The organism is Staphylococcus cornubiensis (assembly GCF_900183575.1).
Taxonomy (GTDB): Bacteria; Bacillota; Bacilli; order Staphylococcales; family Staphylococcaceae; genus Staphylococcus; species Staphylococcus cornubiensis.
The window spans coordinates 79,727-95,777 of the sequence record NZ_FXUZ01000002.1 but is presented as its reverse complement, the minus strand read 5'-3'; the positions used below and the strand labels follow the sequence as shown (position 1 = coordinate 95,777).

At 37.5% G+C, this 16,051-nt stretch carries 13 protein-coding genes; 1 reads left to right on the top strand and 12 read right to left on the bottom strand.

Features of this window, described 5'->3' with window-relative positions; all coding sequences use genetic code 11:
- The 12 genes from nirB to CCE82_RS03420 form a co-directional block, all read right to left on the bottom strand.
- Window positions 1-2,406: a nitrite reductase large subunit NirB gene (gene nirB, locus CCE82_RS03475; RefSeq protein ID WP_086428043.1), complete on the bottom strand. Its 2,406-nt coding sequence runs from the start codon at window positions 2,404-2,406 to the stop codon at window positions 1-3.
- Window positions 2,399-2,860: a precorrin-2 dehydrogenase/sirohydrochlorin ferrochelatase family protein gene (locus tag CCE82_RS03470; protein WP_086428042.1), complete on the bottom strand. Its 462-nt coding sequence runs from the start codon at window positions 2,858-2,860 to the stop codon at window positions 2,399-2,401. Before CCE82_RS03470 ends, nirB begins: the two co-directional genes overlap by 8 nt.
- A complete protein-coding gene (locus CCE82_RS03465) occupies window positions 2,842-3,585 on the bottom strand; it encodes a sirohydrochlorin chelatase (RefSeq protein ID WP_086428041.1) in 744 nt (247 codons plus the stop codon). Before CCE82_RS03465 ends, CCE82_RS03470 begins: the two co-directional genes overlap by 19 nt.
- Window positions 3,586-3,778: 193 nt before the next feature.
- Window positions 3,779-4,327 (bottom strand): GNAT family N-acetyltransferase, encoded by a 549-nt coding sequence (locus CCE82_RS03460; protein ID WP_086428040.1) that lies wholly within the window; start codon window positions 4,325-4,327, stop codon window positions 3,779-3,781.
- Between the two features lie 1,048 nt (window positions 4,328-5,375).
- Window positions 5,376-6,200: a formate/nitrite transporter family protein gene (locus CCE82_RS03455; RefSeq protein WP_086428039.1), complete on the bottom strand. Its 825-nt coding sequence runs from the start codon at window positions 6,198-6,200 to the stop codon at window positions 5,376-5,378.
- A 239-nt stretch (window positions 6,201-6,439) separates the two neighbouring features.
- Window positions 6,440-7,972, bottom strand: coding sequence for an SLC13 family permease (locus tag CCE82_RS03450; RefSeq protein WP_086428038.1), 1,533 nt, complete (start codon window positions 7,970-7,972; stop codon window positions 6,440-6,442).
- A gap of 97 nt (window positions 7,973-8,069) precedes the next feature.
- Window positions 8,070-9,077 (bottom strand): PTS sugar transporter subunit IIC, encoded by a 1,008-nt coding sequence (locus CCE82_RS03445; RefSeq protein WP_086428037.1) that lies wholly within the window; start codon window positions 9,075-9,077, stop codon window positions 8,070-8,072.
- A gap of 304 nt (window positions 9,078-9,381) precedes the next feature.
- Window positions 9,382-10,872, bottom strand: coding sequence for an aldehyde dehydrogenase family protein (locus CCE82_RS03440; RefSeq protein WP_086428036.1), 1,491 nt, complete (start codon window positions 10,870-10,872; stop codon window positions 9,382-9,384).
- 777 nt (window positions 10,873-11,649) lie between these two features.
- Entirely contained in the window at window positions 11,650-12,459 is an 810-nt protein-coding gene (locus CCE82_RS03435; protein WP_086428035.1) for a metallophosphoesterase, read from the bottom strand.
- 454 nt (window positions 12,460-12,913) lie between these two features.
- Window positions 12,914-13,318, bottom strand: a complete 405-nt coding sequence (locus tag CCE82_RS03430) for a hypothetical protein (RefSeq protein WP_159454518.1) — start codon at window positions 13,316-13,318, stop codon at window positions 12,914-12,916.
- A gap of 3 nt (window positions 13,319-13,321) precedes the next feature.
- Window positions 13,322-13,723 (bottom strand): DUF6941 family protein, encoded by a 402-nt coding sequence (locus tag CCE82_RS03425; RefSeq protein WP_086428033.1) that lies wholly within the window; start codon window positions 13,721-13,723, stop codon window positions 13,322-13,324.
- A gap of 560 nt (window positions 13,724-14,283) precedes the next feature.
- Complete coding sequence (locus CCE82_RS03420) at window positions 14,284-14,463, bottom strand: hypothetical protein (protein WP_086428032.1); 180 nt, start codon at window positions 14,461-14,463, stop codon at window positions 14,284-14,286.
- Between the two features lie 545 nt (window positions 14,464-15,008).
- On the opposite strand from CCE82_RS03420, the gene CCE82_RS03415 reads away from it, so the two are divergent.
- Entirely contained in the window at window positions 15,009-16,040 is a 1,032-nt protein-coding gene (locus CCE82_RS03415; protein ID WP_086428031.1) for a PTS sugar transporter subunit IIC, read from the top strand.
- Window positions 16,041-16,051: the final 11 nt, after the last annotated feature.

Genomic DNA, 16,051 nt, shown 5'->3' with positions numbered 1-16,051 from the left:
TTACACCTTCTCAACTTCAAATATTTTTTGTTTGCGTTCATTTTCTACAATGTCATGCCATGGTTCTTGTTCAACAGCAGCTTTCGCAATCATAATGCGGTCATATAATTCTTGTTGTTTTTCTGGATCGAGGACAACTGCTTTTACTTGGTCAAATCCTATACGTCTCAACCATGGTGCTGTACGTTCTGCATAATTCGCTGTTTCACGGTAGTATTGCATGTACGCACCGCATAATTTAATCACGTCATCTTCTGTTGGTACCGTCGTTAAATGTTCTGCAACTTCCACTGTTGTACCGCCATTACCACCAACGTAAATTTGGAAGCCATTTTCTACACCGATAACACCGAAATCTTTCACGCCTGATTCAACACAACTACGCGGACAACCCGATACACCCATTTTAAATTTATGTGGCGTATCAATATATTCAAATGTCGCTTCCAAACGAATGCCTAAACGCGTTGTATATTGCGTACCAAAACGACAAAACTCTTTACCGACACAGCTTTTCACTGAGCGTGTTTTCTTCGCATAAGCTGACGCTGAACGCATGCCGAGTGATTCCCATACTGCTGGTAAGTCTTCCTTGTTCACCCCATACAAACCGATGCGTTGAGAGCCTGTCACTTTCACTAATGGCACATCATATTGTTTCGCCACTTCACCGAGACGAATGAGTTGATCTGCGTCTGTTACACCGCCACGCATTTGTGGAATCACTGAAAATGTTCCGTCTTTTTGAATGTTGGCATGATAGCGCTCATTCGCAAAACGTGATGCTTTTTCATCTTCGTGTTCAGTTGGGTACACCATATTCAAATAATAGTTCAAGGCAGGATGACATTTTGGACAACCGCCTTTATTTTTGAAATCCAACACATGACGGACTTCTTTTGATGTTTTTAAACCTTTTGCGCGAATTTGTGTCACGATTTGATCGCGTGACAAGTCTGTACATGCACAAATACCTGTCGGTGCGTTTGCGACAAAATCATCGCCTAACGTATGTTCAAGCAACTCTGCAATCTGACCTTTACATTTACCGCAAGAGTTCCCTGCTTTCGTCACACGTGTCACATCTGCAACTGATGTTAAACCTTGTTCTTGAATGGCATTCACAATGGTGCCTTTTGAAACACCGTTACAGCCACAGATTGTTTCATCATCATCCATTTCTGCAACGTTCATCGCATCCACTGCGCCTGCTTTATGCAAGATGGACACGAGCGTATAATCGTCAATCGTTTCGCCTTTTTTCATCATATTGTAGAAACGGTTACCCTCTTCGGTGTCGCCATAAAGCACCGCACCGACAATCGCATTATCTTGAACGAATACTTTTTTATAAATGTTGTCAACACCGTTAAACATTTCAATACCACGTATATCTTCATTTTCAGTAATGCGCCCTGCACTGAATAGGTCGCATCCAGATACTTTTAATGATGTAAATGTTGTCGAACCTTGATATCCTTCAGTTGGACGTCCTGTAATATGGTCAGCTAATACTTTGCCTTGTTCGTATAAAGGTGCAACTAAACCGTACACTTTTGAGCGATGTTCCGCACATTCACCGACAGCATAAATTTTCGGATCACTTGTTTGCATAAAATCGTCTACGATAATGCCTCGACCAATATCTAATCCTGCTGCACGTGCTTCTTTTGTGACAGGACGAATTCCGACAGCCATGACCACCATATCTGCATCGAGTACACGACCATCCGATAAACGAATGCCTTCAACTTCTTTGTCACCGATAATTTCTTGTGTGTTCGCCTGAAGTTCAAAGTGCAATCCTTGTTTTTCTAAGTCCTTTTTCAGCAATTCACCTGCACGACGGTCTAATTGCACTTCCATCAACCATTCCGCTAAATGAACGACTGTTACGTCCATACCTTGTTCGACTAAACCACGCGCACATTCAAGTCCTAACAAGCCCCCACCGATGACAATCGCTTTCTTTTTCGTTTTCGCTACTTCTAACATTTTTTCAGTATCGTCAATCGTTCTAAAACCGACCACACCTTCTAAACGTGAACCGTCAATCGGTAAAATGAACGCGTCTGAACCTGTTGCGATAATCATTTGATCGTAATCAACGACTTGACCTTGCTCTGTCTCAACTTGTTGCGCTTCACGATCAATTTTGACCACTTTATCTCCTGTAATGAGACGAATGTTGCGCTCTGTATACCATTCATATGGGTTCATAATCGTTTCTTCTACTGTCATTTTGTTTTGTAATATATTCGATAACATGATTCGGTTATAGTTCGGATACGGTTCTTTACCGATAATCGTAATATCAAAACGGTCTGGGTCGCGTTCTAATATTTCTTCAATTGTGCGCACACCAGCCATACCATTTCCGACCATTAATAATTTCGTTTTACTCATCATTATCCTCCTCAAGCGTCGCCAAAAACGCCTTTATTTTCGCCGCATATGCTTTTGTTTGTTGAATAGAATGCCCCTCTGAACTGATACTGATCTTCATCCCTTGATGTTCAATATCAAGGCTGTTATAAAAGTCTGATTGTGTGCGATCTCCTGTATGGTTCACCCATTGTGTGGGCGCCGCATCATCACGCACTTGTTGATTCACTGTTGCATCATTTGTCGCAATGATAATGAGGTCAGCATCGTCTAAATCTCCCTGCTCATAACACTTGTGAATGAGCTGAATATGCGCCCCCCATTGTTCATTTAAAAAGGCATCATCAAAAGTAGGACTCACGACTTTAAGTTGTTCTGCTTCATCTTTTAATTTGATAAACTTCCGCCAAGCAATTTTCCCACCACCGACAATGACCACTGTTTTACGTGCCAAATTTAACTGGATAGGATACATGTTGCACCTCCCATACATGCCTCAAGTCGATGCACAATGACTTCTTTTAAAACCGGATGAAAATTAATCGCTGTTGTAAAAGTGACTTCACACGGCAAATCTAGCATTAAAATACGCTGTTTCGTACGTTGAACTAAGTAACCGTCATAAAAGAAATATGGAATAATCAGTAACTTTCGCCATTGTTCGGCAAGTTTGACTAAAGTTTTTTCATAATTTAACTTCCCGTAGACCATGCATGGATAGCAAGGTCTCGACACCGTTGACAGCTGGTTCGCGATGGCTTCTAATGCATGATCGGGTTCATTAAAACGTGCACTACCATGCGCTAACACGACAACAACCGCATCTTCCGATATATCGTCAAGGTAACGTTCGATTTGATCAGCCACCCACGCTTTCATTTTAGGATGTGTGCCAAGTGGTTCAGCCAATTGAAATGTCGTTTGAGGATATATTTGACGCCAATCTTCCAAACCATTCACAATATCTTCGTAATAATGTGACGCTGAAAATAGCAATAATGGCACTAAGATAAGTTCTGTCGCACCTAATTCCACTTGGTTTTCAATCACTGTCGGTAAGTTTGCAGTATCACTTTCTAAAAATGCAATCTCATAATCCAACTGCTCTGATTCAAATAACTGCGCAACAAATTGTGTTAATGTTTCGTTCAGTTGCCCTTTTCTCATCCCATGGACAACGAATATCACTTTTCGCAACACGTCACCCCCTACAACTTTATTGTAGACGAAAACACGTCATCAATGTGATAAAATTCACATTAAAGATAAAAAATAGGGAATCCCCTCTCCACTATCTTGAGGGAATTCCCTATTCATTATCATCAATGTAAAACTCGCGTCTATCATGATTCGTTATGATATCCATCAACATGACTCAGATTTCAACTATGCACTATTCACCTTGAGCCCATGGTGGAGGTGCAAGTAAATCTTTATTATATCGTTCTGGAATCAAGACTTTGACCATCATCGCACCTTCATCGCCTGTTTCATCTTCCATTGTAAAGAAAGTTTCATAACCGCGACGTGCGTAGACATCTTTTAACCAACCCATTTTACGCCCTGAAGTTCCTAATACGACAGCCGGTGCTTTTAGCGTATCGCGTAAAATCGTTTCTTCTACATATGTCATCATTTGGTTACCATAACCTTTGCCACCATAGTCTGGATCTGTCGCAAACCACCAAACAAATGGATATTTAGAGACCGGGTGACTTGGCTCCCATGGAAAACGTATCGACAATGTTGAAACAATTTTCCCCTCTACTTCAAGCACGTATGCCGCATTGTTTTGAATATTATCTTGAATCATTTCTAATGTCGCATTCACAGATGGCCAATCAATGCCGACCTCTCTTAAAGGTGTAAAAGCACGATACATCAATTCGTGCAGTGCCTCAGCATCCTCTAAAGTAGCCATTCTAATATTGACTTGAGACATAGTGTCGCCTCCCTTTTCATTCATATGTAGTTAGATTATCAAATTTTATATATGATAGAAATGAATACGCTTTGTTACTTATTGCATTCATTTTTATGGGTTGTTATCGTGAACGACTACTTGTACACCCATACTTCACTTTTCAATATGACAAACTTTATGAAATGCTATGAAGGGCCCCGTTCCTAACGACTTGCCACAAAGGTATATAATATAGCATCAAAAAAAGGAATCATTACGAGAAAAAGGGACTAGGATACAATAGAGTTTCCTAGCCCCACTCCTACGATGAGCGAATATGGTAATATGGAAATGTAAAATCAGTTAAGGTGGATGAGGATCAAAATTTTTAATTTTTTCACTTTACAACCTTTCCCATTGATTCGAATCATTTAAATTCAAATTGCTAAAATGGATGAGACTCCTAAGGGATAAAGTTGAAAACAAAATGTCGATTTTTAACTTTGATAGTGGCTACTGTTTAACGCAGTAGCTGTCTGGGGGCGGGACATTGAAAATTTTAAACTTCAATCCATTCAGAGATTTATGATTCATTAATGACTTTAAAGCAGTCGGAAAATGAGGGGAAATGGTATACAAAAAATTGATGCTATTGTTTTTTTTGATTTCATAAACTTGCCCTCAGTTTCGCTTTATTGGGTCTAAGATTGCCCAGAAGGCTGAGACTCCTGAGGGATAAAGTTGAAAACAAAATAACGTCATTTAACTTCGATAGAGGCTACTGTTTAACGCAGTAGCTGTCTGACTTCTCAATGCTGATGCTTTTGAGAAGTCTAGTCAGCCTTGCGGGGGCAGTACTACGAAATCTTTGTAGCACATGAGATTTCTGTACTGCTCCCAAAATCTAATTCGGTATCCATCTCATGTATGTTTCAATTAAGCCGAATTTAGTTGAAGGGCCAGCCCCTCGGAAAGCAAAGCCATGAAGGCAATCAAAAACCACAAACCATAGGAAGGGCAAGTTCAACAAAAATATTGCATCAATAGCATCAAAAATTTTATGCCCATCCTCATCATAACCTGATGTCTACTTTTGTTCGATTTTACGTGAACCGTTGAAATACGCAAACAACAGACCTACAAAAATACCACCACCGATATAGTTACCGATAAATGCGAAGACGATGTTTTTCAGTACACCTAACCAAGAAACAGCATCGATGTTATAAAAAATCATCCCTACAAATAAGCCCGCATTATAAACGACGTGTTCATAACCCATAAATACGAATATGATCACACCAATTGCGATGAAAAATGTTTTTGACAAACCTTCCTTAAATTGCATAGAGACGTAAATCCCAATGTTGATAAAGAAGTTTGCAAAGATACCTTTCACTAATATCGCTTGCCAAGTCGATTCAACCGTTTTTGCATCAACTGTTGCTGTTAATGCAGATATCATTTCAGGTGTCATCACTTTTGTGAAATACATTAAAATAAATAGTACAAATGCACCTAAAATATTACCAATAAAACAAATCGTAAATAGCCACATCGTTTTACCGAAAGACACCGTACGATAGTATAGCCCGACTGTCATATACATAAAGTTACTCGTCAATAATTCGGCTTGCGTTAAGACGATGAACACTAACGCAATACTGAATGCCGCCGCCCCCATTAAATTCACAACACCTGGAAGCGCCCCAGCCATTTGTGTCTTCATCGCGAGCATAAAGACTGTGACGATAGTTAATAAAAACCCTGACAACATAGATTTGAGTATGTAGCGTGGCATCGCCTTATCCAACATGACTTCTTTCATTGCGACTGAATGGATAATACTTTGCACTGTTTCTCTTGATGAATACGTATCAGCGACTGATTTTGCCGGTTTTTGAATCCCCATTGTTCAACCTCCATTTGATATTAAACATTGTTGATTGTTCATGACGTTTCTCTTTCATTTTACATGAATGAAACAAAAGTTGTAATATCTATTCAAATTTTCTATCGATATGATGCTATTTTCGAAAAATAAAAACTGTCACATTCATATAAAACTGGAACGCACACGATAATTGAAACAACAGCCAAGTGTAGCATCGTCCACGACTTGACTGCTGTGTTAATGATTTTAATGAATTTTTATAGCAAACCTAACCATTTCCAATACGTCATACTCATAATTACAACGAGAATGTAACCGATGATCGTAATGGGAATCCCTGCTTTTAAGAAATCTTTAACCGTAAATGTTTCTGTTCCATATGCGAGCATACTTTGTGGCGAACTCACTGGAAGTAAGAATCCAAAACTGATGACGAATTGTTGGATTAATACGAAACCAATGGCGTTGTCACCTAGACTTAAAGTTGATGTTAATGAAATAAAGACCGGAATTAATGCAGATGCTAAACTTGTCGCACTTGCAAAACCTAAATGAATCAAAATGTTAAACAGTGAAATTAATGCAATTGTCGCTACGATTGGCATACCTTTTAAGCCCATTAAACCAAATGTTTGGTCACTTAACCATTGCGCTGCTGTCGTTTTCAATAAGACATTACCTAAAGAAATACCCACACCAAATACAATGATTGTGCCCCATGGAATACGACTTTCGACTTCTTTCCAATTCATCACACCGATTTTTGGTGTTAACATAATCGCTAATGCAATTAATGTGATTGAAGAAGAGTCGATTGGGTGTAACACTTTTTCAGTTGACCATGATACGAGTAATAGTAATGAGATAATGATTAAACGCCACTCTGCTGGTTTGACTGGACCTAGTTCTGCGAGTTGTTGTTTAACAAGTTCCGTACCACCTTCAATCGCATCTTGTTCAGGTGGAATGACTTTCAACATTACAAAATAAAGGACGATAGACATAATAATTGACCAAGGTGCGGCGTATAAGAACCATTCACCCCAAGAGACATCATGGCCGAGCTGATCGTTAATAAAGTTGATCGCTACAATATTTTGGGCAGCAGCTGTTTTAATCCCAATATTCCAAATCGATACCGCTTGAACGGCCGTGATGATGAGTAACGCTGCTAACTTACTATTTTTCGCTGCACCAAACGCCGCAATCATCCCGAGTAAAATTGGTACGACCGCGCCTGCACGTGCTGTAGCAGATGGTACGAAAAATGCCAAAATAATGGATACAAGAATCGCTCCGATGACGATGTTTTTCGTTTTATTTCCAACAAACGATAGTACTAATAGCGCCAAACGTTTATGTAAATTCGTGACTTGCATGGCTGTTGCTAAAAATAGCGCTGCAGCAACTAACGCGACGGCACTTGTTGAAAAACCGCTAAAGGCTAATTTCAATGCATTGCCTGTACCGAAAATGTCGTCACCTTTCAATACGGCGCCTCCACTTTGAGGATTCCCCAATGCTTGCGTCAAGTTTTGAACTGGACTAAATCCGAGTAATAATATAATGAGACCTACAATAATTGTGGCAGATACTGGATACGTCACAGCTTCAGTCACCCACAAAATGACTGCGAATGCCAAAATTGCTAATGCTGCTTTCCCCATAAAAGGTAAACTTGCGGGTGTAGGCATAAGTAACACTGCGATGAGTGCAACAAAGCTTAAAATAAACCATATTGGCTTAAATGTTGATCCTTCCTTTTTCTTTGAAGATGAATTTGTTGCCATTTTGGCTCCCCCTTTTGTGAAATACTTTCGGTTATATTGTAACAAGAAAGCGCTTCAAATGAATACCAATGTTCAAATTTTCACAAAAAATTAATAACTATTGATTCAATTGAATTTTTTGATCGCCCACATGGAGCCATTGACGCTTAATCATGAAACGATAAATTAAAAATGTTACCAATGCTGGAAAAACAAAATGGAAAGCGATAATGAGCAACCATGTTTCAAGACTTGCTCCCATGGTGTTAAGTGTCATAATTTGACCGACAAAGCCACTCGTCCCCATTCCTGCGCCTGCAGCATTATTCGTCATTGGGAAAAAGACTGTCATAATCGGTGCAACAATCGCACTCGCTAATGTCGGCGGAATGAGAATAAGTGGTTTTAATAAAATATTGGGCACTTGCAACATACTTGTCCCGAGTCCAATTGAAATGATGCCACTCACACCATTTTCTTTATAACTTGTCACCGCAAAACCAATCATTTGGCAGGCACACCCTACCGTCGCTGCACCGGCTGCTAATCCCGACAAATCCAACATCAATGCTAAAGCCGCACTTGAAATCGGCGCTGTTAAACACAACCCAAAAATAACTGCCACAAGGATTCCCATCACAAAAGGTTGTTGCTCTGTTGAAATCATAATCACTTTTCCTATTTCTAACATCAACTGGCTTAATACAGGCCCTAAGAACTTCGCAACTACGCCCCCAATCATTAATGTTAGTAAAGGTGTAATAATAATGTCGATTTTTGTCTTCGCTGCATAAAACTGACTTAATTCGACAGCAATAAGTACCGCAAAGAATGCCCCTACTGCACCGCCAGAAAACGTTTCATAACCTAACATGCCGACAATGACAGCCGCAAAAATAACGAGCGGTTTCCCTTTTAAACCATATGCAATCGCCGCCCCAATCGCTGCCCCGGTTAAACTTTGTGCGACTTTTCCAACTTCTACTAAAAACTCTAAGTGCAGACTTGGGAAGAGCGTTTGATTGCCAATCGTTTGCATAATTAAACCGATAATCAATGAGCTAAATAATCCAAGCGTCATATAGCTGAGACCGTCGATGAACCAACGATAGAGTAATTTCTTCACTGGATTGAACACTTCCAATCTTTGTTATTTTGTTTTTATAAATTTTATATTAACATAACATTGGAATATTTTTGATTCGAATTTGCATTTGGACATGGCGCAGTTTAAAATCCAGGCTTTTCAAATTTTAGACCGAAAAAAGAAGCCCGAGACTCAAACATCTCAGACCTCTTCACAAAATTTTCAAATTCCATATATTTATGGTCATTGTATATTTCAATATTGCATCTTTCATTTATGATGGGAATGAATCAGAAAACTTAAAGATGTCCCTTACTCATCCCATCATTTAATTCAACACATTTTAATATAAGCCTTTTGTTTCGTTGCTAATATCAATATAAATGTTTTTAACTTGTTGATAGTTTTCAATGGCTGCTTTATACGTTTCACGACCGATACCTGATTTTTTGTAACCGCCAAATGGTGCACCTTCAGGAACTTGGTTGTACGTATTCACCCATACACGACCTGTTCGTACGTTTTTCGCAACGTTTAAAGCACGGTTGATGTTTGTTGAGAATACACCACCTGCTAAGCCGTAATCAGAGTTATTTGCAACGTCAATCGCTTCTTCGTCATCTTTGACTTTGATGACCACTAACACAGGTCCGAAAATTTCTTCTTGTGCTAATTTGTCGTTTGCATCATCCACTTCGATAATTGTTGGCTCAAAGAAATACCCTTTGTCTAAGCCATTATCAGTGATGCGGTGACCCCCGACAAGAATTTTCGCACCGTTAGATTCGTTCGCATAATCGATGTAGCTTTGGATTTTGTCAATTTGTGCTTGACCTGTTTGAGAACCCATTTGTGTATTCATATCTAATGGGTCGCCCACTTTCACTTTTTTGAATGCTTCAACAAGACGTGGCATAAATTCATCGTAAATTTTTTCGTGAACGATTAAGCGTGATCCTGCACTACATACTTCACCTTGGTTAAAGAGAATACCCAATTGTGAACCTTCTAATGCTAGATCAAGATTCGCATCATCTAAAATAACGTTGGCACTTTTACCACCGAGTTCTAACGTTGCAGGAACTAGACGTTTCGCACCTGCTTCAGCGACTTGGTAACCTACTGCCGTTGAACCTGTGAATGATAACTTGTCGACACCTTCATGATTAAAGATGGCATTACCTGATTCAGAACCTTTACCAGTAACAATATTGACAACACCAGGTGGTAAAACTTCTTGGAAAACTTTTGCCAATTCAATCAAACTTAATGGTGTTGATGAAGATGGTTGAATGACAATTGTATTCCCTGCAGCAAGTGCTGGTGCCAATTTCCATGACGAAAGTAACATTGGGAAGTTCCAAGCCACTACAGCACCTACAACACCGATTGGTTCATGTTGAATGATACTCATGATTTTATCTTCCATGTTGTTGATTGTACCTTCATCTGTATCTAACACACTACCGAAATATTGATAATGCTTGGCTGTATAAGGAATATCGATATTGCTTGATTCACGAATCGCTTTACCCGCGTTTAAGCTTTCAACATGAGCAAAGTGATCTTTTTTCTCCATAATTTTATCGTGCACTTGACGTAACATGTTTGCACGTTCAGCTTTCGAACGACGGCTCCAGTCTGGGAAAGCTTTAGTTGCCGCTTCAACAGCCTTGTCTACATCTTTTTCACTCGCTCTTGCTACTTGCGATAATTTTTCACCGTTTGCTGGGTTATAGACATCTAAATATTCCCCTGTTTCTGATGGAACAAATTCACCGTTAATAAACAGGTTATACTGCTCATCAATATAATCTCTCACATTAACACTCATGTATATTGCCTCCTTTTAGTTTGACACCATTTCAAATATTCAGATAAAAGAACATATCACAATTATGAACTTAATTGCGCTTAATGATGTCGCATTCAATTTAACTCTAACTGTATTGTAAAGCGCTCTCATAAAAAGGTAAAGTAATTTGACTTATATAGAAAAAAGTTCCTTCATTTCGTTGTTTTCCACCTAAAAAAACAAAAAACAAGCCTTCAATGAAGAAGACTTGTCTACTGGGGAAAAAGAAGTTGGCCCTTAACGGCGCATACTTCTATACGTTATTGTCATGAGCACTAATGGAAGACTCATGTTAGAAAATGACTGACACCTTAGTTTAGTAAAATATGGTTAATTCAACTAAACAACCTTAAAAAAGGCTTTAAGAAACTTCATCAAATATAAGCTATATTTTGAAGCATCTAACTGGAGTATAAACGAAAATCCTTCTGCTGTAAATAGGAAATATTACGATTTGTATTCGGTCATGCTTAAGTCTGAGAAAAAGTCCCTCCTATTGTACGATGTGAAATCACTCTATTAACGATACAATGAGTTCAGAACAGTTAAGACATAGGACGTCATTTGAAACTGTTCGACATCATCCCAGATTGACATACTTGAACCCCAATATTAAATGCTAGATCAAGTATATCCTAAACCTCCTTTTATAAGATAATAAAACTAAAGTTGAGCAAAGTCGATGTGTACCCCGCGCATCGGCTTTATTTTTTACGTCAGCCGTTTCTTTTCGCCACCGCAATTTACACTTGGCATTTATAGCTGAATCACTTGTAAAGCATGCTGTAATTCTGTTGCAAGGTCAGTCGTCCGCCATTCCCGGGGATATCCAAGACATGGACAAAGAAACGTCGTGCCCTCTTCTGTTAACCTTTTTCGAAAATGAACGTGCCCCATCACACTATACGGAATATTAAAATGGCGATACAGCGGTTGAAAATCACTCGTTCCTAAAAAACCATTAAAAAAGTCAAAAATCCGGTGCGGCATCGGTACAGTAAACTTCGGATGTGTTACCACATGCGTCACTAAAATGACTTGATAATCCGCATAACCCGCTAAATCTTGCCACACTTCATCAGCAAAACATTGCGAAAGCTGTCGATCAGATACACCAAAATCCGTGTGCACTTTATCTTGCCAAGTCGCACCATAATGCTTACCACTCACTAACTTGTCATACGTAAATCGATCAGCAGCAAAGCTATAATCATACCAGCCGATATGCCCTGCAATGACATAATCATCCACTACAACAGGTGAGCCCATCAAACATTGCGGATGATTTTGATACAATTGCAATATTTCTGCTGACGTCCATTTTTCATCTGGTCGACGCCATAAATCATGATTACCAGGTATAAAATAAATGGGAACTGTCGTCCGCTCTGTCAGTTGATGGATAAAATCGAATGTTGACGCATGATGATTTGAAATATCGCCCGCAATAATGAGCATATTTAAATCGGCTTGATGAATGAGACGCACCAATGCTTCAAGATAATCTTGCATCGTTAAATGTTGATGTCGATCAAAATGTATGTCCGCTATCGTTCCTATTCTCATCAGTAGTCCTCCTATCCTCCCCATTATCTCAGAAGAAACGATAACCTGTGTAGTCGAATGCTTTACTTCTCATTTTCAATACAGCAGTCTATGTCCTAAACATAAATGTCTTTTGAACAGACATATAAAAATGGTAACTATGCCTCAGCCCTTATGAAAACTTAAAGGTAATTATTTTTTTTTACTCTTATATAAATCAAAGTTGATGTTGATAAAATCCCTTCTGTAGTTGTCAAGTAAGTTTATGACGTCGTATATATCCTTAAATACTGTTCTTTTAAAATTAAAGTACACATGTTCATGTCTTGTTTGAACAACTATAATTAACATTTTCTTCCAGGAGATTAAAGGTGTGTCATAATTACTTTTTAAAAATATCGTACTGAATGATTTTCTATTCGATTAGTTCGTTTGTTTTTCAGATACTAAAAAACCACACCAATTAAAGTGCGGTTTAGAAAATAAAATTAAATAGAAATGTTAATAATGCAACGATGATACCTGTTCCAGTCAAACTCCATGTAATAATTGATTTTTTGTCTTCTTTTCTCTCTTTTCTTATTTTCTCTAATTGTTGATTTAAGGCTATTTCCATTTTATCACTAAATCTATCGGGTAAAGAATCCATTTTAGAATTTAAATGCTTAAAGTTGTCATCTATACGTTTTTCGAATTGTTCAAACTCTTTTCTACTTATATACTCGCTCATATCATTCACCTCTTCATAAGTAGATCTTGAATTTTGATAAAACTCGTAACTACCACTTGCTTTTTTTAGATTTTTTGAATCAAATGTTACTCTCTCATCTTTGTTTTGTATATTAAACTCATCTGGTCTACTAACTTTTTCATAACCCATCATTTACGACACCAAATTTACATTAAAGTTAGACTGGGCATGTGAGTTATCTATAGATAATTTAATAGTATATAGCCCTTCTTTTTGAAATTTAAAATTGTTAAAGTTTGCATTTGATTCAAAGACATTATTAAATGGCTTATTTGTATTATCCTGAATTAATTTTTGATGATCAATATCAACATTAATATCAAATATGATTTGGTCTTCAGGGTCTAAAATTTGAAAATTTAAATCATATTGTTTTGTATCTTCTAAATTAATTATCCCAAAAGATATATTAAAAGAAAAATTATTTGGTAGAGTCTCTAATTCAATAAAAGATAATGGTTTTTCAATGACTAAGTCTCCTTGATGATTATTATATACCCCCAAAGAAGGTACGATCCATGCTATTTTTGCCATTTAAACACACCCTCTTACTATAATTAAATATATAATACATCAAAATTAAATAGGAGAAAAGCAAGAATATATTGAAATCATATTTTCTCATATATTAAGTTGTGTGTGTATTTGGCAAATTAAGTAGTATCAAAACTTTGAATAGCCATAGCACAATGAGCTTAGTGTTAATCATTCATCAGCAGTATAACACATCAAAAAGTAAAGCAGTCATATGAATCGTTATCAAACTTAATAGGATATGAACTTTCCCCTCAATGTTCTGTTTATTACAAAAGTTGCCCGAGACTCTTGACGGGGGGAAAGTTAAAAACAAAATTATCTCAGTTCAGTTTGATGCTGGCTACTGTTTAACGCAATATATTTTGACTTCTCAATGCGCTTACTTTTGAGCAGTTTAGTCAGCCTTTCCAACAATCTAAACCTGTAAACAAACAAAAGCACCAAACAATATACGTTGCTTGATGCTTCTTTTTCAAACTTTATATCCAACTTGGCTTCATATAAAGTTTAGCCCTCTATTCAATTCAGTCAAATACTGATGTCACTTCAGTCACTAATTAAGCCGCAACACTTAAAGCATAATCATATAAACGTTCTGCATCTTTTAAAGACACATCATCAAGTGTACGATAACCAGATCTTAAATCAGAAATAATACCTTGGCTGACACCTGTGTGAATGTAAATATCGTAGCAACTTTGATTAGAACGGATTAATCTTAAAATAGATTCTCTCATGTTTAACACATCCTTTTCGTCATTACTTCTTCCTTACTTTCATTATACCCCTTATAAGCAAAAAGACCATGATTTTGTGATACTTTTCACATAATCATCACAATTATGTTTTTCGCCGTTTATATTAAGACTTCCCTCTTGTATTAGCGGTAATTTTATACCATAACAAACATTTTTCAACTCACTTTGATGTCAGTATTTATCATGTCAAATACATTCATTTTACTTAATTGCTATGTTTGAAAATTAATAAAATTTAAACTTTAAATCTTTCACAAATATGACATATGGTGATTTTAGCTTCTATATAATACTACTTTAAAGTGAAATAGAACTAAAAACAGCTATTATATCAGTTATTTTATATAAACTATATTTTCACAATCTATATATATTTATGTTCAAATAATTATTTTTACTAAACGACGCTATTATCACTGTCATGTAAGGGCTTGCATAACTAAAATGAAGCACTTAGAATGGTCATTGTTTGGGATAGCTATCTAAATAAAAAAACATAAAAACAAAAGAGAGAAGGAAATAACATGGATTTTATTTTGGGAATTGGGACATTACTCGTTGTGTTACTTGCAATGACTTTATTCTTAAAATTTGCCCCGAATGGTAAAGTCAGTTTACAAGCTTTATCTGGCGCTGCGTGTGCTTCATTTTTACCAGAAGCATTCTTAAAATACGCAATCGGTGGCGTGTTTCACTCTGAATATTTTATTAAATTAGGGGATGTTGCTGGGAGCTTAAGCGGTGTGGCAGTTGGGATCCTCACTTGTTTAAAGTTTGGTATTAATCCAGTATTTGCAGTACTCACTGGACTTGTTCTATTTGATTTTAAACTTTTACCAGCTTTCATAGCGGCTTATCTCGTTGCTTTCGGTATTAAAGCACTTGAAAAGTATGTGCCTGAAGGTTTAGACCTCATCGTCGTCATCTTATTATCTCCTGCCATTGCTTACGGTATTGCATCAATCGTTTCACCGAGTGTCACTGCTGTACTTAAACAAATCGGTACAGCCATCACAGCTGTAGGTGACAATAATCCATATGCGCTTGCACTTGTCATTGGTGCGATTGTGCCTGTTGTAGGTATGACACCGTTAAGCTCCATGGTATTTACAAGTTTATTAGGACTAACAGGAATTCCAATGGCTATAGGTGCCCTCGGTTGTATGGGCAGCTCATTTGTTAACTTTGTGATGTTTAGAAAACTTAAAATTGGAAACACAGGGAAAGCATTTGCAGTCGCTGTCGAACCTTTAACACAAATTGATACCATCGCAAAATACCCGATACAGTTATACGGTACAAATGCCATTGTAGGTATGGTGAACGGCTTATTTATTACTTATATGGGTATCGTTGTCAATCAACCAGGTATGGCAACACCTATCGCTGGACCTATTGTAGCACTTGGCTTTAATGAAATGGTGCCTACAGTGATTACTATTGTGGTCGTAGCGATTATCAGTATTATACTTAGCTTTTTTATCGGCACATTCATCAGTAAGAAACGCCCATCTCTTGATATCAAAATGCCTCACGTAAAACAACAAACTAATTAAGGAGCGAATTA